The sequence below is a fragment of the Scytonema millei VB511283 genome (assembly GCF_000817735.3).
Lineage (GTDB): Bacteria > Cyanobacteriota > Cyanobacteriia > Cyanobacteriales > Chroococcidiopsidaceae > Chroococcidiopsis > Chroococcidiopsis millei_B.
Genome location: NZ_JTJC03000003.1, coordinates 143,687 through 165,296 on the forward strand (window position 1 = coordinate 143,687; position 21,610 = coordinate 165,296).

27 protein-coding genes are annotated in these 21,610 nt (G+C 44.8%); 13 read left to right on the forward strand and 14 right to left on the reverse strand.

Annotated features, from left to right (window positions below):
• Window positions 1-197 precede the first annotated feature (197 nt).
• Window positions 198-368 carry a hypothetical protein gene (locus QH73_RS12390; RefSeq protein ID WP_165587685.1) on the reverse strand — a complete coding sequence of 57 codons (171 nt, stop codon included), beginning with the start codon at window positions 366-368 and terminating at the stop codon, window positions 198-200.
• On the opposite strand from QH73_RS12390, the gene QH73_RS12395 reads away from it, so the two are divergent.
• Together QH73_RS12395 and QH73_RS12400 are read left to right on the forward strand one after the other, a co-directional pair.
• Entirely contained in the window at window positions 368-2,722 is a 2,355-nt protein-coding gene (locus QH73_RS12395; RefSeq protein ID WP_039714233.1) for a response regulator, read from the forward strand. The two genes, QH73_RS12390 and QH73_RS12395, sit on opposite strands and share 1 nt — an antisense overlap.
• 71 nt (window positions 2,723-2,793) lie before the next feature.
• The gene (locus QH73_RS12400) at window positions 2,794-3,171 is read left to right on the forward strand and encodes a response regulator (protein ID WP_039714234.1); all 378 of its coding nucleotides are present in this window, start codon (window positions 2,794-2,796) and stop codon (window positions 3,169-3,171) included.
• A 4-nt stretch (window positions 3,172-3,175) separates the two neighbouring features.
• Here the strand turns inward: QH73_RS12400 and QH73_RS12405 are convergent, their stop codons facing one another.
• Window positions 3,176-3,373 carry a hypothetical protein gene (locus QH73_RS12405; RefSeq protein ID WP_132866990.1) on the reverse strand — a complete coding sequence of 66 codons (198 nt, stop codon included), beginning with the start codon at window positions 3,371-3,373 and terminating at the stop codon, window positions 3,176-3,178.
• Window positions 3,374-3,585: 212 nt separating this feature from the next.
• On the opposite strand from QH73_RS12405, the gene QH73_RS12410 reads away from it, so the two are divergent.
• The 4 genes from QH73_RS12410 to QH73_RS12425 all read left to right on the forward strand — a co-directional run bounded on the left by QH73_RS12410 (window position 3,586) and on the right by QH73_RS12425 (window position 5,255).
• The gene (locus QH73_RS12410) at window positions 3,586-3,840 is read left to right on the forward strand and encodes a hypothetical protein (RefSeq protein ID WP_039714235.1); all 255 of its coding nucleotides are present in this window, start codon (window positions 3,586-3,588) and stop codon (window positions 3,838-3,840) included.
• Window positions 3,841-3,878: 38 nt separating this feature from the next.
• On the forward strand, window positions 3,879-4,067 hold the full coding sequence (locus tag QH73_RS12415; protein WP_039714684.1) for a hypothetical protein: 189 nt from the start codon (window positions 3,879-3,881) through the stop codon (window positions 4,065-4,067).
• A 550-nt stretch (window positions 4,068-4,617) separates the two neighbouring features.
• A complete protein-coding gene (locus tag QH73_RS12420) occupies window positions 4,618-4,965 on the forward strand; it encodes a hypothetical protein (RefSeq protein ID WP_039714236.1) in 348 nt (115 codons plus the stop codon).
• Between the two features lie 128 nt (window positions 4,966-5,093).
• Entirely contained in the window at window positions 5,094-5,255 is a 162-nt protein-coding gene (locus tag QH73_RS12425) for a hypothetical protein (RefSeq protein WP_165587686.1), read from the forward strand.
• 24 nt (window positions 5,256-5,279) lie between these two features.
• On the opposite strand, the gene QH73_RS12430 is transcribed toward QH73_RS12425, so the two are convergent.
• Together QH73_RS12430 and QH73_RS12435 are read right to left on the reverse strand one after the other, a co-directional pair.
• The gene (locus QH73_RS12430; protein ID WP_039714237.1) at window positions 5,280-5,912 is read right to left on the reverse strand and encodes a LabA-like NYN domain-containing protein; all 633 of its coding nucleotides are present in this window, start codon (window positions 5,910-5,912) and stop codon (window positions 5,280-5,282) included.
• A gap of 498 nt (window positions 5,913-6,410) precedes the next feature.
• Window positions 6,411-7,379 carry a hypothetical protein gene (locus QH73_RS12435; protein ID WP_039714238.1) on the reverse strand — a complete coding sequence of 323 codons (969 nt, stop codon included), beginning with the start codon at window positions 7,377-7,379 and terminating at the stop codon, window positions 6,411-6,413.
• A gap of 184 nt (window positions 7,380-7,563) precedes the next feature.
• On the opposite strand from QH73_RS12435, the gene QH73_RS12440 reads away from it, so the two are divergent.
• Complete coding sequence (locus tag QH73_RS12440) at window positions 7,564-8,484, forward strand: metallophosphoesterase family protein (RefSeq protein WP_039714239.1); 921 nt, start codon at window positions 7,564-7,566, stop codon at window positions 8,482-8,484.
• Here QH73_RS12440 and QH73_RS12445 read toward each other — a convergent pair whose 3' ends face one another.
• Window positions 8,485-9,072 (reverse strand): TetR/AcrR family transcriptional regulator, encoded by a 588-nt coding sequence (locus QH73_RS12445; protein ID WP_039714240.1) that lies wholly within the window; start codon window positions 9,070-9,072, stop codon window positions 8,485-8,487.
• A 161-nt stretch (window positions 9,073-9,233) separates the two neighbouring features.
• Here QH73_RS12445 and QH73_RS12450 point away from each other — a divergent pair, with 161 nt between their 5' ends.
• Window positions 9,234-10,736 (forward strand): amidase, encoded by a 1,503-nt coding sequence (locus QH73_RS12450; protein WP_039714241.1) that lies wholly within the window; start codon window positions 9,234-9,236, stop codon window positions 10,734-10,736.
• A gap of 41 nt (window positions 10,737-10,777) precedes the next feature.
• Here the strand turns inward: QH73_RS12450 and aroF are convergent, their stop codons facing one another.
• The 4 genes from aroF to tnpA form a co-directional block, all read right to left on the reverse strand.
• Window positions 10,778-11,836: a 3-deoxy-7-phosphoheptulonate synthase gene (aroF, locus tag QH73_RS12455; protein WP_039714242.1), complete on the reverse strand. Its 1,059-nt coding sequence runs from the start codon at window positions 11,834-11,836 to the stop codon at window positions 10,778-10,780.
• Window positions 11,837-12,067: 231 nt separating this feature from the next.
• Entirely contained in the window at window positions 12,068-12,538 is a 471-nt protein-coding gene (locus QH73_RS12460; RefSeq protein ID WP_039714243.1) for a PAM68 family protein, read from the reverse strand.
• A 15-nt stretch (window positions 12,539-12,553) separates the two neighbouring features.
• Entirely contained in the window at window positions 12,554-12,823 is a 270-nt protein-coding gene (gene rpsO, locus QH73_RS12465) for a 30S ribosomal protein S15 (protein WP_015154123.1), read from the reverse strand.
• Between the two features lie 205 nt (window positions 12,824-13,028).
• The gene (gene tnpA, locus QH73_RS12470) at window positions 13,029-13,427 is read right to left on the reverse strand and encodes an IS200/IS605 family transposase (protein ID WP_039713398.1); all 399 of its coding nucleotides are present in this window, start codon (window positions 13,425-13,427) and stop codon (window positions 13,029-13,031) included.
• 62 nt (window positions 13,428-13,489) lie between these two features.
• Here tnpA and QH73_RS12475 point away from each other — a divergent pair, with 62 nt between their 5' ends.
• Window positions 13,490-14,902, forward strand: coding sequence for an RNA-guided endonuclease InsQ/TnpB family protein (locus QH73_RS12475; protein WP_039713397.1), 1,413 nt, complete (start codon window positions 13,490-13,492; stop codon window positions 14,900-14,902).
• A 51-nt stretch (window positions 14,903-14,953) separates the two neighbouring features.
• Here the strand turns inward: QH73_RS12475 and QH73_RS12480 are convergent, their stop codons facing one another.
• The gene (locus tag QH73_RS12480; protein WP_039714244.1) at window positions 14,954-16,057 is read right to left on the reverse strand and encodes a bifunctional riboflavin kinase/FAD synthetase; all 1,104 of its coding nucleotides are present in this window, start codon (window positions 16,055-16,057) and stop codon (window positions 14,954-14,956) included.
• A 90-nt stretch (window positions 16,058-16,147) separates the two neighbouring features.
• Window positions 16,148-16,951: a 5'/3'-nucleotidase SurE gene (gene surE / locus QH73_RS12485; protein WP_039714245.1), complete on the reverse strand. Its 804-nt coding sequence runs from the start codon at window positions 16,949-16,951 to the stop codon at window positions 16,148-16,150.
• Window positions 16,952-17,101: 150 nt separating this feature from the next.
• On the opposite strand from surE, the gene pheS reads away from it, so the two are divergent.
• The 4 genes from pheS (at window position 17,102) to QH73_RS12505 (ending at window position 19,894) form a co-directional block, all read left to right on the forward strand.
• Window positions 17,102-18,103, forward strand: a complete 1,002-nt coding sequence (gene pheS, locus QH73_RS12490) for a phenylalanine--tRNA ligase subunit alpha (protein WP_039714246.1) — start codon at window positions 17,102-17,104, stop codon at window positions 18,101-18,103.
• 208 nt (window positions 18,104-18,311) lie between these two features.
• Window positions 18,312-18,491 (forward strand): hypothetical protein, encoded by a 180-nt coding sequence (locus tag QH73_RS12495; RefSeq protein WP_132866991.1) that lies wholly within the window; start codon window positions 18,312-18,314, stop codon window positions 18,489-18,491.
• 63 nt (window positions 18,492-18,554) lie between these two features.
• Window positions 18,555-18,875 (forward strand): hypothetical protein, encoded by a 321-nt coding sequence (locus QH73_RS12500; protein WP_132866993.1) that lies wholly within the window; start codon window positions 18,555-18,557, stop codon window positions 18,873-18,875.
• A gap of 137 nt (window positions 18,876-19,012) precedes the next feature.
• Window positions 19,013-19,894, forward strand: a complete 882-nt coding sequence (locus QH73_RS12505) for a thermonuclease family protein (protein ID WP_039714247.1) — start codon at window positions 19,013-19,015, stop codon at window positions 19,892-19,894.
• A gap of 89 nt (window positions 19,895-19,983) precedes the next feature.
• Here QH73_RS12505 and QH73_RS12510 read toward each other — a convergent pair whose 3' ends face one another.
• Genes QH73_RS12510 through QH73_RS12520 form a run of 3 tightly spaced genes read right to left on the reverse strand, consistent with a single transcriptional unit; the run spans window position 19,984 to window position 21,520 of the window.
• Window positions 19,984-20,553 carry a hypothetical protein gene (locus QH73_RS12510; RefSeq protein WP_039714248.1) on the reverse strand — a complete coding sequence of 190 codons (570 nt, stop codon included), beginning with the start codon at window positions 20,551-20,553 and terminating at the stop codon, window positions 19,984-19,986.
• Between the two features lie 7 nt (window positions 20,554-20,560).
• Window positions 20,561-20,902, reverse strand: coding sequence for a sunset domain-containing protein (locus QH73_RS12515; RefSeq protein ID WP_132866994.1), 342 nt, complete (start codon window positions 20,900-20,902; stop codon window positions 20,561-20,563).
• A gap of 48 nt (window positions 20,903-20,950) precedes the next feature.
• Window positions 20,951-21,520, reverse strand: a complete 570-nt coding sequence (locus tag QH73_RS12520) for an HdeD family acid-resistance protein (protein ID WP_039714249.1) — start codon at window positions 21,518-21,520, stop codon at window positions 20,951-20,953.
• Window positions 21,521-21,610: the final 90 nt, after the last annotated feature.

A 21,610-nucleotide genomic window follows, 5' to 3' on the forward strand; every position in this document is an offset into this window, starting at 1 on the left:
AACAGGGAACAGAAGAGAGCTGGGGAAACTGGGAGAGCTGAAGGAGATAAGGGAGACAAGGGAGACAAGGAAGAATAATTACTGTCAACCGTCAACTGTCAACCGTCAACTGTCAACCAACAACTGTCAACCAACAACAAATGACCAATGACCAATTCAACAATCAACTTTTGTAACCAATTCAGCTTGATATTGTTTTAAATTTGCAAACAAACCTTAATTTTATGTAATTCTGCTTTAGGATCGGCTTGAGTACAGGTGAGAGGTAAGAGAGCTGAGGAAGCTGGGGGAGCAAGACAATTCACGCACCACACACCACGCACCACTGATAACTGATAACTGATAACTGACAACCGATCGCTAGACAATGCGCATTTTAGTCGTAGAGGATGACGAGTTTATCGCTAATGCCCTAGATCTGGTGCTATCCGAGCAAAATTATGCTGTAGAAATAGCAGCCGATGGCGAATCAGGGTGGGAACTAGTTCAAGCTTACGAATATGACCTGATCCTGTTAGATGTCATGCTGCCAAAGTTGGACGGAATTGAGCTTTGCCGTCGCGTGCGATCGCAGGGTTACAAAATGCCAATTTTGTTGCTGACCGGACGAGATAGCAGTCATGATAAGGCAATCGGGTTAGATGCTGGTGCAGATGATTATCTTGTCAAACCCTTCGATCAAGAAGAATTATTTGCCCGCGTGCGAGCTTTATTGCGGCGTGGAAATACGAGTGTTTCCCCAGTATTAGAGTGGGGAGAGCTACGACTCGATCCGAGCAGCTGCGAAGTGACTTATAGCGGGCGATCGCTACAATTGACTCCCAAAGAGTACGCCTTGCTAGAACTGTTTTTACGGAACAATCGCCGGGTTTTCAGTTGCAGCGCCATCTTGGATCGTGTTTGGTCGTTTGATAAAACTCCAGGGGAAGAAGCCGTAAGGACGCAAATTAAAGGACTGCGGCAGAAATTAAAAGCGGTTGGCGCACCCGCAGATTTAATTGAAACCGTCTACGGGATCGGCTATCGTCTCAAGTTGCCATCGGTCAATAAACTCACACTACCATCATCTGAAGAGCCAAGCGAGCAGACGCGACAACAAACTCTTACAGCTCTAGCAGGAGTATGGGAGCGATTTCAGGGGAGGGTAAACGAGCAAGTAACGCTATTAGAACAAGCTACCACTCAAATTTTGCCCGCTCAACTGACAGTAGAGCAACGTCATCATGCAGAACAAGCTGCTCACACTTTAGCAGGTTCTTTAGGTACTTTTGGTTTTGCTGCAGGTTCGCAACTGGCACGGAAAATCGAACGTAGTTTGCGAGCCAAAAAGTCGATGAGTCAAACAGAAACAAAGCATTTGCGAGAACTTGTAGCGGCTTTACGCCGCTCGATAGAACTAACTCCTCCCGAACTGACAACACCTGTCACAGTTAAACAAGAGTTGCCGCAATTATTAATCTTCAATAGCGATCGCCATTTAGCAGAGCCATTGATCGCAGAAGCAGGAGTGTGGGGCATTCAAGCAGAAATAGCCACTCAACTAGAAACAGCTAGGAAAGCGATCGCTTTATCGCCACCCCAAGTCGTATTGCTCGATCTTGATGGCAATACAGCAGACAGCTTAGCACTCCTAGTCGAACTCAAACATCGCTATCCCTCCTTGCCCGTTCTCGTCCATAGCAATCAAGATAATTTGATGACGCGACTAGAAGTCGCCCGTTGTGGCGGACACGCCTTTTTACCCAAGCCCGTACCGCCAGCCAAAGTTTTACAGGCAGTCACCCAATTGCTACCCAAGGAAGCGACAGCAGCTAAGGTGATGGTAGTGGATGACGACCCCCAGATCCTTGCTACCCTACGCAGCCTGCTGGAACCGTGGGGCTTGAGGACGATTTGTATCGAAGATCCCCGCCGTTTTTGGGAAACTTTAGAAGCCTCAGCCCCAGATTTACTCATTTTAGATATTAATATGCCCCATCTCAGCGGCTTGGAGTTGTGTCAGATCGTGCGCCAAGATTCGCACTGGTGCGGATTGCCAATTTTATTTCTGACTGCCTACAGCGATGCCAATACGGTAAATCAAGTATTTGCAGTTGGGGCGGATGATTTTGTCAGCAAGCCGATTGTAGGACCGGAACTCGTAAACCGAATTATGAATCGGCTCGACCGGATCGAACTTTTGCGTAACTTAGCAGAAATTGACTCGCTGACGGGAGTTGCCAATCGCCATAAATCTACTCAAGACTTGGAACGCCTGCTAAATCTAGCAAAGCGCCATCATCAACCCTTCTGTTTGGCAGTTTTAGATATCGATCGCTTCAAGCTAGTCAACGATACCTGCGGTCATGCAGTGGGCGATACGGTGTTACGTCAGTTGGGACAGTGGTTACTGCATTCGTTGCGTCGAGAAGATATAGTAGCTCGTTGGGGTGGTGAAGAATTCGTCTGCGGTTTGTACGGCATGACTAGCCAAGATGGAGTACAGCGATTGACAGACATCTCGATCGGTTGGCAGCAACAGCAGTCTACACACCCTCAATGCAACATACCCATCACCTTTAGTGTTGGAATCGTCCATTACCCACAACACGGTGCAGATCTAGAAAGTTTGTATCGCGCAGCAGATAAAGCCCTTTATCGTGCCAAGAAAAACGGGCGCGGGCGTGTGGTTGCATTTAAGGAGACAGGGAGCAGCGACCAGTTATCAGTGGCTAGTGATTAGTGGCTAGTGACTAGAAAAGAGCCTAGCCATTAGCCACCAGCTACCAGCCACCAGCCACTCACCAATGACCAATGACAGCCAAACGCATATTAGTAGTTGACAACGAACCATATATCCAAGAGGTTGCCCAAATTTGTTTGGAGATGGTAGCGGGTTGGCAAGTTAGCACGGCTAGTTCTGGTAGCGAGTGTTTGATCAAAGCCGCAGCCGAACAACCCGATGCTATCCTCCTTGATGTCATGATGCCTGAGATGGATGGATTAACAACTTATAAAGAGTTGCAGGCAAACCAAGCAACAAAACATATTCCCGTAATTTTCTTAACTGCCAAGGTACAACCAGCCGATCGCCGCCGCTACGCTCAGTTAGGTATGAAAGATGCGATCGCCAAACCCTTCGACCCTCTTCAGCTAGCCTCTCAAGTCGCGACTACTTTAGGCTGGAATTAAGCTCTTACCAATTCGCCACTACTCCTCGATCGCTAATAACTGATAACTGATAACTGACCACTGATAACTGATAACTGATAACTGATAACTGATAACTGACCACTGATAACTGTACGGGCGGGTTTGGAACGAAGATGATAGCTAAAGCCGTGAATCTGCTGACTAAACCCGCCCCTACGACAACTGATAACTGTTTCCTCACAAGTTCCTCAAATTGTCAGCTTATTCTAACAATAGAAGCAGATCGGTTACCCTCAGACACGAGAAACCGAATTCTACTTGCCAGCACCCATCCTGTAAGAACAGATTTAACAAACTCATTCGCAATTTTTCACAATTTATAGATATTTCAGCAAGACCCAACAACTACCAAGCAAAAACTAACAACCAACAACTCATTTTGGAGACGTGCCTATGAGTACGCGAGAAGAAGCAAGAGAGGCAATGACGCAGCAGCGCCAGCATGAGGAAAATTTACAGCAGTCTATGTTGCAGCGTACAGAAGCAGAGTTAGCCGAGTCTGGCGAGTCGGAAATTCAACAAACAGCCAGAGAACTCATGACCGGACAAAGGCAACAAGAAGAACACCTCCAGGAGTCTATGTTAAGCCGTTCTGCCGCTGAGGTAGGTCTACCCACCCAAACAGACCCATCTGTTCAAGCGCAATAGCTTGCTAGTGAATGTTAGTTGAATTAGGAGGAAAAAATATGTCGCTTAGTAGAACATCACGGCAAGTCGTACAGTTTGTCTGGAATGCTTTAGCACAACTGGTAACTTATTTAGGAGCTGCGGTTAAGCGAATTTTTGCTCCGAACGACGACCAGTATCCAAATACAGGAGTTCAGCCTTTTGAAGGTGATATTAACGATAAAAAACACCGTCCCAAAGCATGGTAAATGCAGAGATATTAAAGGTTAGAAATTAGGGGGTTAAGACTATAAAACTAACCCTTGTACAGACGGGTTTTGCAGGAAGATTATTGTCACTAACCATCGAGACTTTACTAAACCCGCCCCTGCGGTTTCTGACTACTGTACGGGCGGGTTTTGCGTGAAGATTATTGCTGTCAACTATCAATTTTTTGCTAAACCCGCCCCTACGATAACTGATGCGATCGCCTAACGAATCTAGGTTTTTGTATGCAAAATAACAGACATACGTGCGGTTTTCATTATATTGTGTCAATCTATCTTTGGATAGAGAATCTCTTGACCAATGGTCGAGTTGAAGCAGAATGGTTGTGATTATTTGCCATCGCTCAGCTAGAGTTAATTGCGCTACCACAATAGGAAAACTAGTTTACATCAGTTCATGTTTTTGTTAACAAACTTAACTATAAGCTTTAAAAAATTTTTATTTTCTCACAAGTTCCTCATATTTATCACTTAGATTAAAACTACGACGATTTATGCAGATTTTAGAGATTGATAGATTGAGGTATAAAAAATGACTAAAGCAGTCGTGAATGTAACATTACCAATGGTGGTAGAACAAATTGAAACTGCGTTAGAGGATTATCCCCACTACCCCTATCAAAAAGCTTTTGCAATTCCAGACTTACGCCAAAAATTGATTGCTTATATTTTAAGCAGAGTTGCTAACTCCTATACAGTTTTAGAAGAAGGAGAAAATTGCACTACTTTCGGAGATTGTAGTTCTTACCGAAAATTGCAGATCGAAAACTTAGCAAAGCAAGGAATACAAGAGATATTACAGCAATATTGGGAATGGATCGTTCATCATATTCCCTCAGAAACAGAATCTGGATTAGCACCTTCCCACTGGTTTGGTTAGATCGAGTTCTGAATTCTAAATTTTGAATTTGGAATTGTGATGATATACCTCCGATAAATCTGCATAAATAGACTCAATCTTGCTTCTATTTTTCCTCAGTTCGTACACCTCCAACCCAAGCATCAGCCATGTCTACACCAACTTGTCCTTGTTGTTCTCAAACATTACTACGGCATATCAGTGCTAAAGGCATTTATTGGTTTTGCCCCGCTTGCTATCAAGAAATGCCAACCTTAGTTACCGAGGTTCTCGCAAGACGAAATCGAGAATTAGTGACACTCAAAGTCTAATCGTCATCTCACCCGAGTTTAACTTTACTCAGAAGGAAATATTTTTTGAATCTGCTCTTTAATCCCAGCTAAATCGATGTAGAGATCGGCAACATTGATCAGACTATCACTAGTCATAGACCGAAGACTGACGACCTCTACACGTACACCTTGATAAGAAACTGCATCAACTGCATAGGCAAGATCTCCATTTCCACTAACTAAAACGGCTGTATTATAACAGCCAGCTAGGGTCATCATATCAACGGCTATTTCTACATCTAACTTTGCTTTTTTAGAACCGTCAGGAAACTGAATTAAGTCTTTACTAATGACGCGATAACCATTGCGACGCATCCAAAGTAAGAAACCTTGTTGTTTATCGTTGATCGGATCGACACCCGTGTAGAAGAAAGCACGTAAGAGAGGGGCTTCTGCTGTTAACAGGCACAGCAGTTTAGTATAGTCTATTTCAATTCCTAGTTGTAAAGCAGCATAGAAGAGGCTAGAGCCATCGATAAAAATCGCGACTCGACCCCGACTGAAGGTATCTAATAGCTCACCGTTAGGGTGCGTATTAACCTCCTCGTAGGGGTTGCTCTCTTTCTTCATCTGTCTTGTAAAGATTTTGCTGCGATCGAGAACTTCATTTTGTGCGATCTCTTGATAAAAAGTCATTGATACCTCAGAATTTCGGAGATTGAGTTTGACTAGAACGATAGCAAAGTGAAAATGTAATAACTTACTTATACTAAAATTACCCGTACCGAACCAGCTATCCAGTACAGGCGTTGCTAATTTGGATTAAATTGTAACAAGTTAATCTGACTTGGTTAGCACGGTCATAATATATAAACACAAATGTAAGAGCGTAACTGTCTGGTAAAATTTACAGATTTTAAATCTAATCTGGAACTTTAACAATTAGCAGGCTTAATCCATTATCATTTAACACTCTTAGCTATTAGGTACATATAATTCAGAACGAATTGCTACATACGATACATAATCGATCGCTACAAGTGATACAAAATTAACAGTTAAGGATAAAAAACCGAACATTCCTATAAATAAAACAATTTCTTTATTTCTTTATTCATAAATTAAAGTGACTTAATTTTTCTTAAGAATCAAGGCTGAGTTTGTTTTCAAAGGGAGCAGGGAGCAGATCGCCTTTTAAAGATTGCTACTTAAATCTTGTCGTCGGAAAATTATCATATCCTTGCCGACCACTGGACTACGAGCGATTATATTTCCTTTGGGATCGATCGCCTCTAAGCGACTGAAATCGAGTTCTTTGGATCTTTCTAGCATTTGAGCTGCTAATTTGTCTTGCTCGGAAGACGGGAGATCGTACCAATCATCGCCAAGCGTGACTACCAAATTGCTACCCCCAAAATTGGGTTGAATAGACTGTACTAGTCCATCCGCAACGCGATCGCTAATTTCTTCAACTTGTTTTTGAATTGTGGCGACTAAAATCTCTTCCGGTGTCAGTTGTGCGATTAGGGTAGGTGCTGACTCAGGAGGTGTGTCACCCTTTACTGGCTGGGGTGCAGTTAACTCACTAGGAATAGCTATTTTTGGTTCCACTTCCACTGTGGAAGAGGGTTCATTTGTAAGGGAAGGAGTTTTAACTGTTGGTGATTCCGGTGTGGAAGAAGGCGTTGTCGCGATTGGTATTTCTCGTTCAGAATCAAGAGTTGTTGTTGCTGCTGGGACTTCTGGTGCGGGAGCAGGAGTTGTTGTTACTGCTGGTGGTTCTGGCAGAGGAGAAGGAGCTACTGCAATCTCTGTAGGTTTACCTGAAAATAGATTTGAGGTTGTCAGCACCAAAATGACTGCAATTCCTGCCATAATTCCGGTCAAAGCAGAGTTAGACAGCTTACCTGAAAGATTTGCTGGTAACACAGAGCGAATTTTTCCCAAAACTGAATCCCAGCCGTCTTGTAGAGATTCCCACCAACTTGCTTCAGTCGTGGTTGTGGGTTCTGCTTCTAGTTGCGCGATCGCTCCTTCTATAATTGCGATCGTGCCACGCAGCAGTTTAATTGTTTGTGTTTTTACCGCTGTCTGAAAGGAATTTGCTTTTGGCTTACGTTCAGGGGAAGGTAACTTTTGGGAATTAGACGGTTCCTGTGACATAAATTTCTTCCTCCCAAGCAGCGAAACAATCGAAGATGAGTTAAATTCTTAGCGGGTGCTGCACCTAGCTTATCAGTTATCAGTTATCAGTTATCAGTGTCTAGTGGCTAGTGGCTGGATAAAGATTCTAGCCACTAGCCACTAGCTACCAGCCACTCACCAATTACCCATTACCACATAACTTATGAGTTTCAAACGCCGTCAATTTCTATTCCTGAGTACATTGAGCTTTTTTGGTGTGGCGCTGTGGAACAAAATCCACGGACGTGAATCTCCGACACAGGAGAAATCGGCAATTGCTTCTGGTGCTGACGATTTAAAACCTAAGCCATCTACAAAACCTTTGTTGCGATTTATCTCGGTGGCAGATACGGGAACGGGCGATCGCGGACAATATGCTGTAGCTGAGGCAATGACTGCCTATCACCGTCAAAACAAGTTTAATGTAGCAATTTTGGCGGGAGATAATATTTACAACAATGGCGAGATCGAAAAAATTCAAGCTGTATTCGAGCGTCCCTATCAACCCCTACTCAAACAAGGGGTAAAATTCTACGCTTGTCTTGGCAATCACGACATTCGCACTGCTAACGGCGATCCTCAAGTGCGCTATCCTGGCTTTAATATGCAAGGGCGATTCTACACTTTTCGCCGCGATCCGGTACAGTTTTTCGCTCTCGATACTAATAGTAATGCCGATTGGGATACTCAACTGGCTTGGTTAGAAAAAGAACTCAGTCGCAGCGATGCTCCTTGGAAAATTGTCTTTGGACATCATCCAGTTTATTCTTCCGGTCATTACGGCAATAGTCAATCTTTTATTAAACAATTTACGCCACTATTTCAGAAGTATGGCGTGCAACTCTATATTAACGGACACGATCATAACTACGAGCGATCGCGCCCGATTAATGGTACGACATATATGATTACTGGTGCTGGTGGAGGAACTCGTCCTGTAAATCGTTCCGAGTGGACGGCGCTTTCTGCCAGTAAACTGAGTTTTGCCACTTATGAAGTGTATGCCGACAGAATAGAGATAAGTGCGATCGGTACAGATAACCGAGTTTTCGACAAAGGTAGTATTAAATTGCGATCGGCTTAGTTAAAGCTGTCGAATATGCTCGATCGCCACAACGAGCGCCTCAAGCATAACTTCAAAACTAGCATCTGTCGATCGCTCTAGAGTTAGCATTTTCCCTTGTTCTAAGGCAATAAAACCATTAACTGCGGCATTAACCATTCGCATTGCATCTACGAGCCGATCGTTTGTGAATTCATAAGGATCTAGTATTCTGCGAAAGAATTTTAGAGTTTCCTGAATAATTGCAGCCGCATCAGGATCGGACGGTTGCAACTGAAATTGCATCATCACTTTATAACGAGCTGGGTGCGATCGCGCATAGTCACGGGTTGCTCGTCCCCCAGCTTTCAGTAACTCCTTGGAATCACTCAGTCCTGTACTTCTTGGCTGACAAAACGCAAAAAAATCTTGCCAAAGTGCTAGTGCTACTGCTCGTTTGAGGGCTGGATTGCCATCTAAGTGCTTGTAGATAGCTGGCGGTTTAATCCCTAATTCCCTCGCCACTCGATTTACACCTAGAGCTGATTCTCCCTCGCGATCGAGGCAAGCGATCGCAGCATTAATCACATCTTGTTGCGTTAGAGAATTTTCTTTTGTCGGACGACCCATAGAAATATTTAATTAGTTAATACAATTAACTAAAAGTTAATATAATTAATTTTATCTACTTGTACTGTCAAAGGAATGAAATATGCAGACTGTAGGGGCGCACAGCTGTGCGCCCCTATGAATGCCATGCACGTAACTAAAATTCAATCTCCTACAAACATATGAACGATCTTGTCTTTACTCCTGCCTACCAGCTAGCTCAGATGATTCGCGATCGCACTGTCTCGGCTGTGGAAGTCTTAGATGCATATTTAGCTCGAATCGTCAAGTACAATCCTCAACTCAATGCTATTTGCAAGCTGGATGCAGAACGCGCCCGCGAACGCGCTGAAGAAGCAGATGAAGCCCTAGCGCGAGGAGAAAATTGGGGCATTCTCCACGGTGTCCCCGTCACGATTAAAGATGCGTTTGAAACAGCCGGACTCCTGACTACTGCTGGATACAAACCTCTAAAAGATTACATTCCCAAAACAGATGCAACGGTAGTGGCGCGATTGCGTGCAGCTGGGGCGATCGTCATGGCTAAAACAAATCCAGCTAAACTGGCAGGTAATTTCCAGAGTACAAACGATCTGTTTGCACGGGTTAATAATCCTTGGAACTTAAATTATACGCCTGGTGGCAGTTCTGGAGGCAGTGCGGCAGCAATCGCGGCGGGACTTTCACCGCTAGATATTGGTAGCGACATTGCAGGCTCAATTCGACAACCTGCTCATTTCTGCGGCGTGTATGGACTTAAGCCTACAGATCGGCGAGTATCTACAGCGGGTCACATTCCCGAAGTTCCAGGCATGTCTCGTTGTATTCGGCAAATGTTGGTAGCAGGTCCGATCGCTCGTTCCATTGAAGATTTACAATTATGCTTTTCGCTCATTGCGGGAGCCGATCCGCGCCAACCAGAAGTTCCACCCGTTCCTCTAGATAGTCCCAGCTGCAAGAGCCTACAACATGTAAAAATTGCTTGGACAGACGAAGTCAATCCGTATCCGGTGGCTCAATCGATTAAATCTGCAATGCAAGCAGTTGCCCACAAGTTATCAAATGCCGGAACGCAAATTGACCAATGGATACCAAAATTTGATTTTATCTCAGCTTGGCAAGTCTACCTGACAATTTCTGCTTACACTTCACCCATTTCGCAACCATTTGACTTTGATTATGTCCGTGACTCGCTGACTTTGATGTTAGGCGAAGCAACTCAAGGCGACCGCGCATTACGTAAAATAAGTAACGTGCCTAAAATTGGATTTTCAACCGCATTGAATCCCAACATGAAAGGCTATTTTGCCGCATTAACTCAACGCGATCGCTTTATCGCTCAAATGGATGCAGAACTCGAACCGTGGGATGCGTGGCTTTGTCCTGTAGCGATGACACCTGCATTTAAGCATTGTCCAACAGGTACGGCAATTGAAATTGATGGTAGAAAAGTACCTTATCTGATGGCTTCGGGTGCTTATACAATTCCCTTTGCTTTTACAGGTCATCCAGTTGTGGTAATTCCAGTTGGCTCTACACCGGATGGATTGCCAATTGGAATGCAAATTGTGGGTCAGCGTTGGCGAGAAATAGAATTATTAGCGATCGCTCGGGAAATCGATCGAGTTGTGGGTAACTTTCAACATCCGCGCAACGATTGGGTAAATAAAGCCCACCCTACTTGATTAGCTTACGAATTTTGGGGATGGGCGTTGCCTGCCCTAAGTTATGTCAAAGCAACAACTGGTTGCTGCCAGCGCCCTACTGCTCTGCCAATAACGCTGAGTTCCTGCATTAAGCGATCGAATCTTTGTGGTGTGAGGGATTGGGGTCCATCAGATAGGGCTTTAGCAGGGTTTGGATGGACTTCTATCATCAGCGAATCTGCACCCGCCGCGATCGCCGCCATTGCCATTGATGGTACGTATTCTGCCCTTCCCGTGCCGTGGCTGGGATCGATCGCAATTGGTAGGTGAGTCAGCGATCGCAACACGGGAATCACCGATAAATCTAGGGTATTTCGCGCATACTGGCGATCGAAGGTACGAATACCCCGTTCGCATAAAATCACGTTGGGATTACCCGCAGCCATGATATATTCAGCTGCCATCAACCATTCTTCAATTGTGGCTGACATCCCTCGTTTTAAGAAAACTGGTTTGGGTTGCGCTCCCACTTTTTTCAACAGCGAGAAATTTTGCATATTCCGCGCCCCCACTTGGATGACATCGGCGACTTCTACAATCTTGTCCAAATCTTCCGCGTCCATCACTTCAGTAATGATGCCCAAGCCCGTAGCTTCCCGTGCAGCAGCTAACAAGCCTAAAGCACTTTCACCATGTCCTTGGAAAGCATAAGGAGATGTCCGAGGTTTGTACGCTCCACCGCGCAACAGTTTAGCTCCTGACGCTTTGACGTACTGCGCCGTAGCCACGATCATTTCTTCATTTTCGACCGAGCAGGGACCCGCAATTGTCACCACTGGATGATTTTGACCGATGTGAACTGCTCCGTCGGGCGTTTCGATCGCTACGTCTGTAGGTTGTCCGTGACGAAACTCTAAACTCGCACGTTTGAATGGTTGTTCTACTCGCAAAACTTGTTCGATCCAAGGACTAATTTCTTGCAGTTGCAACGGATCGAGTGCGGCTGTTTCGCCGACTAATCCGATGACAACTTTATGTTTCCCCACAATCCTCTCAGGCGTTAACCCTCGACCGCACATTTCTTCACTAATGCGATCGATCTCTTCTTGTGGCGAACCAACTTTCATCACAATAATCATGCTAAATTCCTTATTCAGTTATCTGTTATCAGTTATCAGTGACCAGTTATTATCAACTACTCACGACTCGCTGCTTGCTAAATAAACACTCAGTTGAAATTTTTATATAACGAAGGGATGAAAAGTTAAGGATTGTGCGATCGCCATGCAAAAGCCCTGTTCGTCTCCTTTTCACCCACTCGCCTCGTTCAAGTTAGGTTAAGTATTAAAAGTTGGTGGCTGACGTTTTAGTTAAACATTCTTTTGCCGATTTGCCCGCCAAGCTTCTACCATACGCCCCCAGTTAGTCTGGAACTCTTGTCCGCCCCAGATGCCTCCGATTCTATCTTCATCCCAAGAAGCAGAGAGAATACCGTAGGTAATTCCTAACACGCCTAAGCCAAAACATCCCATGCTTACCATCAACACGGCTATGGGAGGCAATCTCAACCAGCCGTTGCTCACAACTATGTAGCTGACAAAAAAGGTAGATACCCCCAAAAATGTTGGTATCCCAGCAAACGCCGCCATCCGCCGTGCCATCCGACTGCTAACAACTTTAGGAATAGCGATTTCTTCCTTTTCCCGCTTCGTTAACTTGCGGTTCGGTTGTGCTTTGGTTTCTTGAGTCGCAGAGGCTTGTGCTTTGGGAGGTTTTTGGCGCTTCCTAGCAGGTTCAAACGGGAGGCGATCGCTTTGCTTTTGCGGTTCTTCAGCTGCCATAGTTTCCAACCCTTTCTAACCTCGGATACCGAGACGAGCTAATAAATTCTGATATTTTTGTTTGTCTTCACTTTGCAAGAAGCTTAACAGCCGCTTGCGCTGTCCGATTAATTTTAACAAACCCCGTCGCGAAGAGTGGTCTTTCTGATTGCTGCGTAGATGCTCGCTGAGACGGCTAATCCGCTCTGTTAGCATTGCTATTTGCACTTCAGTCGATCCCGTATCGGTATCGTGAACTTGATATTCGGAAATAAGCTCTTGCTTGCGCTGTTGTGTCAGTGCCATGATTTACTCTTTAGTCATAAAATGCCGCGATTTTTCATTGTACCACAGGCTTTTACAGTGACCAGTGACCAGTTATCAGTGACCAGTTATCAGTGACCAGTTATCTCTTGTAAGAAAGCAAGAGTGCCTCTGACCGGAAAGACGCGCCCGCAAGCCCCTAGTCTTCTAGCTATGGGGATAAGGGCGCAGGCGATTTTAATCGCCGTCAAACTTCTTTCTGAAACTGAATATACTGCTTAATTACTTCTAAAGGCGCTCCACCAACAGTAGAGATAAAGTACGAGTTACTCCAAAGAGTAGGAAGTCTGCTTTTCAAGTGTGGAAACTCTTGTCTTAAATAACGAGACGATGCGCCCTTAAAACGTTTAATCGCTTTGTGTACCCCGAACTGCGGGTCTACCTCGACTAGCAAGTGTACGTGGTCGGGCATAATCTCCATCTCTAAAATATCTACTTGAATTTCTTGGGCTATCTGTTGCAAGATTTCTTTGAGTCGAATATCCACACCCGACTTGAGTACTGAGCGTCTGTATTTGGGACACCAGACGATGTGGTACTTACAGGAGTAGACAACGTTTTTGTTGGATTTGAATTGATGTTTCAATTTTTATTTGTGTTATTTAAGTCATAGCTGTATACTAACTTTAGCTTAAGTGTATAGTAACTATGTTAGTCGGATATATCTACAAGCTCAACCCGTCTCCCAGTCAATCGGCTGTGATGGAGAAGCACGTAGAGATGTTAAGACTGCAATACAACTTTCGGATTCGTGAAAGAGCCCAAGCGTATGAGCAAGCCAAAAGTCCGGTGCTAGGCAATTACTGCGATCTAGCAACTTCATCTGAGTGCTGTCCTCTAACTTGCTCTGTCTCGAAAAATGCACTATACGGCTCTCCTTGGACAGCATCGGGCAAGAAGCGAAGCGCGTTGGCACAACAAGATGCCGATTTACCCAACCTTAAGCGAGAGCGCCCCTGGTACGGGCAGATTCAGCACCACGTTCTCCAGCAAATGCTGCGGCGGGTAGACGATGCCTTTCAACGGTTCTTTCGAGGAGAGGCGGGCTACCCCAAACCCAAGCGACGAAGTAAATTTCGCTCGTTTAGCTATCCTCCTGGAGACGTGCGCTTTCAAGGTAATCGCGTTCGTCTGCCTGGGATTGGTTGGTGTCGGTTTTTCCAGTCCCGCCCGTTTCCAGACGGCTTTACCGTCAAGACTGTAACAGTCCGCTCTAAGGCTGATGGCTGGTATATTAGCGTTCGATTGCAGGATAATTCTGTCCCAACCACCCCAACACCACTAGCTGTAAAAAGTGCAATTGGTGTGGATGTTGGTATAGCCAAACTAGCTTCTATCGACACGGGCGAAATTATTCCCAACCCAGGCTTCCTGAAATCTAGCTCAAGGCGACGGCGAATATTACATAGACGCGCATCTCGCAAGAGAAAAGGGTCTAAGAACCGTCGTAAAGCATATAAAAAACTAGCTTGTCTTGAACAAAAAATAGAGCGGCGACGCACGGATTATCAGTGGAAAGTAGCACACAAACTAACCCGTACCACCGATCTCATCATCTTCGAGGATCTCAATATCAAGCGAATGATGGCACGCTGCAAGCCCAAGGTAGATCCCGAAACCGGACGCTACCTACATAACGGTCAGGCTGCGAAGCGAGGTTTGAATCGAGTTATCGGAGATGCGGCTTGGGGTGAGTTGAAACAAAAAACAATTGTCGTGGCTGCGAAGTCAGGTGTTTTGATTCATTCGATTCATCCCAGGCACACCAGTCAGGAATGTAGTTGCTGCGGCTACAAAAGCCCCACAAACCGCGACCAAGAGAAGTTTTTGTGCGAGTCTTGCGGTCATATAGCCGATGCAGATATTGATGCCGCTGTCGTAATCCGGCAACGCGGATTGAAAGAACTTGGCATATCGCTGCCACTACTGGGAGTCCCCCAGAAAGTTACGCCTGAGAAGCCTGTTGCAAGACAGGGGAAATCAGCGACGTTGGTTGCTGAGTCCAGGAACCCTCAAAAATACGAGCAATTGTCTATTTTTGAGTGGAGGAAGAGTGGGTAACTACCCTTCGGAATCCCCCGAATTCTATTCGTGGGGAGCCGTCAACATTATCTAATGACTATTATCAGTGGTGTATTTTGGTGTTAGCAGAATTCTTGCCTTGGCGGAATCAACTGCAATTTGTGCTTTCAGTTCATCCAGGGAAGCAAACTTTTTTTCCGGTCGGATAAATTCTTCTAATTGAACGGCGATCGCTTTACCATAAAGATCGCCCGACCAATCAAACAAATGTACTTCTACCGTTAGCCCAATTCCGTTAACAGTAGGACGATAGCCAAGATTCATCACTCCAACAGCAATTCCGAATTCGGAATTCGGAATTCGGAATTCGGAATTAATTTTCAATTTTGAATTTTGAGTTGCTCCCTCAGCTTCCTCAGCACTCCCATATCCCCCTTGTCTCTGTCTTCCTTGCCCATCAACTCTCTCGTCTTCTATCAGCACTCTGACGGCATAAACACCAAGGCGGGGTAAAAACTTATTTTCGGGTAACTGAATATTAGCTGTGGGAAAGCCAATGGTTCTTCCTAATTGCTGTCCTTTGACGACCTTACCTTGAAGAGTATAAGGACGAGCTAATAACAACTCGGCGCGTTTGACATTGCCTTCAGTTAATGCTTGTCGAATCGCAGAACTGCTAATCCTCTCGCCTTCACAATTGTAGTTTGGCAAAATCGCCACGGGAATACCAAATCGAGCCGCGATCGCCTGTAAATCTGTTGCCGTACCGCTCCGCTGCTTGCCAAAGCGAAAATCTTGTCCGATGCTAATTGTTTTCGCTTGCAGTTGTTGTACTAATATTTGCTCGACAAAATCTTCAGGACTCAAAGCTGCTAACTCTCGATTAAAAGGTAGCAATACCAACTGCTCGATCCCCCAACTGGATAACTGCTTGACTTTCTCTGGTAGTGGTGTCAGCAGTTGGCGAGACTGTCCGCTAAAAAACTCCTGCGGGTGAGGATTAAACGTCACTACTGTTGAGTGGTGAGTGAAATTGTTTACTTCTCCCTGCTCCCTGCTCCCTGCTCCCTGCTCCCTACCAAAACTTACGACAGGCTGAATTACTTGCTGATGCCCGCGATGCAAGCCGTCAAAATTTCCCAGGGCAACAGCAGTTGGAGTTAGAGCGTTAGTAGTAGATTCAGTTATCCACACGCTTTACATTTTGACACAAACTACACTTTGGCACAAACTATTTGCCTGGTGTGAATTATTCTTGTGTTCTTGGTCGATCGAGCGCGATCGCTACCCAGGAGGAAAATTTATTTGCCGCTGACTTAATTGTTGTAAACCTGACGCACAAGTCAGGTTATATTGCAACGGCGTGACGGTGATGTAATTTTGGCGAATCGCATCCACGTCGGTAGGAATGTGTTGAGGCAAATGCAGATCCGGTTCTGGTTCCACTTCTTCTAATAGTTCCCCTGCCAACCAGTAATAAGTTTTGCCGCGGGGATCGACTCGTTTTTCAAAGACATCTACATATCGTCGTATGCCCTGACGAGTGAACGTGACTCCAGTAATGTCTGCTTGCGGCACGGGAGGAACGTTAACGTTGAGTAACATCAGTTGTGATAGCGGCTCCCGTTCCAACTGGGCAACCAAAGACCGAGCAAAGTTAGCTGCGACTTGAAAATCTTGATGGATAAAACTAGTCAGGCTAAAAGCAATACTAGGAATGCGCTCGATGATCCCTTCCATTGCGGCGGAAACCGTACCGGAATACAAAATATCAGTCCCTAGATTCGCCCCTTGATTGATGCCAGACAGAACCAAATCGGGGGGGGTGTCGAGTAAAGCCCACAAAGCCAACTTCACACAGTCAGAAGGAGTGCCAGAACACGCCCAGGCTTTAATTTTGGGATGAAAAATCGATTCAATCAGTTCGGCGCGGATCGGCTGATGCAGGGTCAAACCGTGTCCAGTTGCCGATCGCTCGCGATCGGGGCAGACGACAAATACATCGTGTCCCGCCTCAGCTAAAGTATTGGCAAGGGTGCGGACACCAAGAGCGTAAATACCATCATCATTGCTGATCAGTAGTTTCATTGGGAGGGTAGGGAGTGGCTAGTGGCTGGTGGCTAGTGGCTAGGATTTTTGCATATTCACTAACCACTGATAACTGATAACTGATAACTGTTTTACACTGATAGGATAGACGCAGTTAGACATTTTATTATTGTTAGCAGCTAAAAGAGCATGACCGACCAGCCTAGTAACTTAGTAACGCAACTAGAAACGCTACGACAGGAAGCACAAACTGCGATCGCTGATGCCGATTGCCTGGAGCGATTGGAAGAACTTAGAGTAGCGTACTTGGGCAAAAAAGGTCAGTTGTCTGCAATTATGCGGCAAATGGGTCAGCTCTCAGCTGAAGAACGCCCGCAATTTGGCGCGATCGCCAACACCGTTAAAGAAGCGGTACAAGCAGGTTTAGACGATCGACGTACTAAGCTTCAAGCAGAGCGACTCCAGGCGAAATTAGAATCTGAAACTATAGATGTGACTATGCCCGGGGTTTTTCGTCCCCTCGGTCACGCCCATCCCCTCAACAGTACTACTGACAGGATTATTGATATTTTTGTCGGTCTGGGTTACACCGTAGCAACGGGACCGGAAATCGAAACGGATTATTACAACTTCGAGGCACTCAATTTCTTACCCGACCATCCAGCACGGGATATGCAGGATACGCTATATCTCCCTGATGGCAATTTGCTGCGGACTCATACATCAAACGGGCAAATTCATTATATGGAAGACAACGAGCCGCCCGTGCGAATTGTAGTTCCAGGTCGCTGCTATCGGCGAGATACTGTAGATGCTACCCATGCCGCAGTTTTCCATCAGATAGAATTTTTCGCGGTAGATGAGGGTATTACTTTCACCGACCTCAAAGGTACGATCCAAATATTTTTACAAGAAATGTTTGGTGAGGTGCCGATCCGCTTCCGTGCTAGTTATTTCCCTTTCACCGAACCTTCAGCTGAAGTAGACGTGCAGTGGAAAGGGCGCTGGTTGGAAGTTATGGGTTGCGGCGCGATCGATCCGAACGTGTTGAAAGCTGTAGGCTACGACCCAGAAGTCTACACGGGTTTTGCCGCTGGTATGGGTGTGGAACGGTTGGCAATGGTACTCCACCAAATCGATGATATTCGTCGCTTTTACAGTAGCGATCTGCGGTTTTTGCGACAGTTTTAAATGAATGTCATTGGTCATCGGTCTTCGGTCATTTGTGACTCAGCGAATGACGAGTAGCTAGTGACGAATGACACACTCTGTTTCCAAAACTGTAACCGTAGTAGGAAGACTTATCAGAGGTGTCATACTTAGAATTTAAGTTGAGCAACAACACAAAACAGTTGCTGACTGTTTATAAGGGACGAAAAATTTCGCACGCAAAATACTTATGATAGTTATCGAGAATACAGTGAAGGACGGACAATTCAACCGCGAACGAGCAAGTTTTTGGCAGAGGCGATATGCTGTTCGTTTAGGTAGGCTTTACGTACAACTAGCAGCTAACAACGTCTTCTTGAAGTTATTTGAAGGTTCGGATAGAGATCGCCTCAACTGTTCGGCTTCCTAACTCGTTTCGGTACTATGCTATTTTTGTAGGCAGAGCCTTACAAAGTTTTCTTTTGGAGACGAAATGATGCGCCCAGTCTCATTTATAACTCTAGCTCTCCTCATCATTAGCGTGCTTTCTACTACAGCACGGGCAGAGAATCGGCAAATAATTACCCAGCTAGAATTGCGCGATCGCACCGTCAAAATTATTTCTGGTTCCCATGGATTAAACTACTCCGTTTTTTCCCAAGATGGCACGGTGTTAGATGCAAATTTGAATGAAACCCAATTGGCAGAAAAGCATCCCGAACTGTACGAAAAAGTTCGTCCTGCTGTTGCTAAAGATGCTAGTAATTCTGAGGCAATGCTGTGGATGGGCGAGTTTCCAGATACCTCTAAATAAGTAGAAAAGAGAATTCTGTATCTGGCACAACTCAACAGACTTATCAAAGACAAACTATTGATAATCTCTTCATAATCTATTGCTGCTAGTCTGAGACATTAATCGGCTAGCAGTATTCATATGGAGGATAAGTTTGCATGGCATCACCTTTTTACCTCACGATCGAAGGTAAATTTGTCATAGCAGACAAAGAACCAGATGGAGATTCTGTACGCTTTATTGCTGACGATCTAGATTTATATCAAGAACTCCAGCGCAATTACCGAATTAAACCTTCTCGCGATCGCAGCGTTCAATTGCGATTTGAAGGTATAGATGCTCCAGAAGTACATTATGGCAGATATGCCCAACCTCTAGGGGACGAAACTCGCGATTTTCTCCTAAAAAAGATGGGTTTTGCCAAAATCAAATTTCAAGGCGATCGCGTCCAATCTGCCGATCCCGATACGATTTCTGGAGTTATTTTAACTCAGGCTGCTGATGTCAACGGACGACCTATCTCTTATGCACTAATCGGCAAGAATGCCACACAGCTAGAGAATGGAAACTGGACGCAAGTTGAACCAGAACTTTTGCGCCAAACTCTTAACTTTCTAATGATGGCTGAGGGCAAAGCTTATTATACTGTTTATACTTCTACACCGCGATCGCATCGTCAAGTTCTGCGGGAAGCAGCTTTAGCAGCGCGGGAAAAAGATTTAGGAGTATGGGCAGCAGATAGTACTAGTATTTTCAGATTAGTAGACTTCGATTCTATTACTCCTCCCAACGGCCAATTGATTTTACCAAAGCTATTTCGACGCTGCACTGATTATCTTAAAGCTGTCGCTGACGGTTATAGCGGTAATCTTGCCGATTGGCTAGAAGGTGTTTCTCTCCAGCGATCGCGCAATGAAAATGATGCCGTCATTATTCGCGATCGGACTCAAGTTTCTCTTAGTAGCCTAATCGAACAATATAACAGTCAGATCGCGTTTCAAGAAGATTTATTAGATATTACTTTTGTAGAAAAAACGTGAGAAGTGAGGAGTGAGTGGAAGAGATCGTACTAGCATTCTTCTAACTCCTTAATTTTGACTTTTAACTTTTGACTTTTAACTTTATTTATCTAATGCGTCATTGCTATTTCTATCCACTTAGGATAAGCATAAGAGTTTTGGACTTTTAACTGCGATCCAATGTAAGTTGTATTTATCAATTCAAATATACTTTGTAGTTTATCCATTTTCTGTAGCTCTGTACCAAAGGTTTCTAAAGCCAGACTCCACCAGGCATTATTTTGGATAGTTAACTGAGTGAGTTCTAAGGCACAACCGTCATACAAACGTTGCGATCGCACTTTACCGATTCTCACCCAAGATTTTTGGCTCAATACATGCTTTGGTTGAAAACTTTCAGTGGTTGGATCTTCACACAACCATTTGCCCCATTTTTCTAACTTACCCTCTACCCGTTCAAACCGCAAAATCTCTAATTCTGCTTGTCGCCACTTAATTTCCAAACGTCCCTGTCGCAATTTTATTCCCATATATTCGCATTCAGGAACGTAGAGATACACGTCTTCCCTTGCTTCTGGTGCTTGCAATTGTCCGCCTAATTTATCATGCTCAAACCAAGAGGAAACCTCTGAAGGTAACTCTCCTGAAATAAACCAGCGCAGTTCCAAACTGTTTAGCATATGTCATCTATTTGGGAACTGTATAACCTGCTGCTTGTGCTGCTGATATGTTAGGAAAACATCTTAACGGCTCGACCTTATTGTATACGGGAGATTGGGGAGTGAGAGCAATTTTTCCTAATCTTTTGCTATCAATACCTTTGATTGGATTACCATCAGCACAACTTGTTTGTTGTGTTGTATCCTTTCGAGCTGATGGAGTAGATGTAGGTGCAGTATTCGTATTATTTGGTGAGCTTTGGGTATTATTCGTTAACTCACCAGATTGGCGACTACAGCCAGAAAGAATTGCAGCTGCAATAAGGATCGAGGTAGCAGCTGCTCTGCGAAAAGAAATTAAAAGTTTCATCAGCCTCAGCTTTTGTAGTGCAGACGACACTATTGAAAATGCAACAGTTTATGCTGAAGTTGGTTGGTTAGTTTTGTCTAAACTCGAACGTCCGCTTAACGAAAGCATTACCCGCGAAATTCCTGTAAACAAAATGCTAGCACCAACTAAAGTACCAATTATCCACGGTGCATTGAAGGGATACTGAAACCAAATCATCCCACCTAAGATTAAGGTGATAATACCGTCACCGAGTACCCAAGTCCAATTCTGTTGCGGACGCAAACGGAAAGCCAGAATTGTTTCAAAAACACCTTCCGCAAGCAGAAAACTACCCAGCAGCAAAGTCAGCGTTAATACACCTGTTAAGGGATAAACAAACAGCATGATGCCTGTAGCAATGTACAGAATGCTCAATACGAGCTTCCAAGCAAAACCCCCATCGTTGCGAGTTTGAAACGCATAAAATAGCTTAGCAGCTCCAGAGCTAATTAAAATCAGTGCTACCCAAGTCTCAAAAAATATGGTTGAGACAGCAGGTAAAGCGATCGCAATAACTCCGAAAATAGTGAGTAGTATGCCGACGAGCAGAGAGCGATCGATACCTTTGCTACTGTTAGAAGAAATATCTGTTGTCATCTCAATTTTTCCGTACTGGAAACAATATCATCACGCTAGATAATTTCTTCAGTGCTTGGGTAGGATCTTAGGGTAGAGTTATCAGTTATC

Bases quoted from the DNA above. Each gene is read 5' to 3' on its own strand.
- aroF (WP_039714242.1), bottom strand. From the start codon at position 11,836: ATGATTATTGTGATGAAAGTTGGTTCGCCACAAGAAGAGATCGATCGC.
- QH73_RS12420 (WP_039714236.1), top strand. From the start codon at position 4,618: ATGACTAAAGCAGTCGTGAATGTAACATTACCAATGGTGGTAGAACAA.
- QH73_RS12435 (WP_039714238.1), bottom strand. From the start codon at position 7,379: ATGTCACAGGAACCGTCTAATTCCCAAAAGTTACCTTCCCCTGAACGT.
- QH73_RS12430 (WP_039714237.1), bottom strand. From the start codon at position 5,912: ATGACTTTTTATCAAGAGATCGCACAAAATGAAGTTCTCGATCGCAGC.
- QH73_RS12450 (WP_039714241.1), top strand. From the start codon at position 9,234: ATGAACGATCTTGTCTTTACTCCTGCCTACCAGCTAGCTCAGATGATT.
- QH73_RS12505 (WP_039714247.1), top strand. From the start codon at position 19,013: ATGGCATCACCTTTTTACCTCACGATCGAAGGTAAATTTGTCATAGCA.
- QH73_RS12400 (WP_039714234.1), top strand. From the start codon at position 2,794: ATGACAGCCAAACGCATATTAGTAGTTGACAACGAACCATATATCCAA.
- QH73_RS12445 (WP_039714240.1), bottom strand. From the start codon at position 9,072: ATGGGTCGTCCGACAAAAGAAAATTCTCTAACGCAACAAGATGTGATT.
- pheS (WP_039714246.1), top strand. From the start codon at position 17,102: ATGACCGACCAGCCTAGTAACTTAGTAACGCAACTAGAAACGCTACGA.
- QH73_RS12510 (WP_039714248.1), bottom strand. From the start codon at position 20,553: ATGCTAAACAGTTTGGAACTGCGCTGGTTTATTTCAGGAGAGTTACCT.
- QH73_RS12415 (WP_039714684.1), top strand. From the start codon at position 3,879: ATGTCGCTTAGTAGAACATCACGGCAAGTCGTACAGTTTGTCTGGAAT.
- QH73_RS12425 (WP_165587686.1), top strand. From the start codon at position 5,094: ATGTCTACACCAACTTGTCCTTGTTGTTCTCAAACATTACTACGGCAT.
- QH73_RS12475 (WP_039713397.1), top strand. From the start codon at position 13,490: ATGTTAGTCGGATATATCTACAAGCTCAACCCGTCTCCCAGTCAATCG.
- surE (WP_039714245.1), bottom strand. From the start codon at position 16,951: ATGAAACTACTGATCAGCAATGATGATGGTATTTACGCTCTTGGTGTC.
- QH73_RS12520 (WP_039714249.1), bottom strand. From the start codon at position 21,520: ATGACAACAGATATTTCTTCTAACAGTAGCAAAGGTATCGATCGCTCT.
- QH73_RS12515 (WP_132866994.1), bottom strand. From the start codon at position 20,902: ATGAAACTTTTAATTTCTTTTCGCAGAGCAGCTGCTACCTCGATCCTT.
- QH73_RS12440 (WP_039714239.1), top strand. From the start codon at position 7,564: ATGAGTTTCAAACGCCGTCAATTTCTATTCCTGAGTACATTGAGCTTT.
- rpsO (WP_015154123.1), bottom strand. From the start codon at position 12,823: ATGGCACTGACACAACAGCGCAAGCAAGAGCTTATTTCCGAATATCAA.
- QH73_RS12460 (WP_039714243.1), bottom strand. From the start codon at position 12,538: ATGGCAGCTGAAGAACCGCAAAAGCAAAGCGATCGCCTCCCGTTTGAA.
- QH73_RS12395 (WP_039714233.1), top strand. From the start codon at position 368: ATGCGCATTTTAGTCGTAGAGGATGACGAGTTTATCGCTAATGCCCTA.
- QH73_RS12495 (WP_132866991.1), top strand. From the start codon at position 18,312: ATGATAGTTATCGAGAATACAGTGAAGGACGGACAATTCAACCGCGAA.
- QH73_RS12410 (WP_039714235.1), top strand. From the start codon at position 3,586: ATGAGTACGCGAGAAGAAGCAAGAGAGGCAATGACGCAGCAGCGCCAG.
- QH73_RS12500 (WP_132866993.1), top strand. From the start codon at position 18,555: ATGATGCGCCCAGTCTCATTTATAACTCTAGCTCTCCTCATCATTAGC.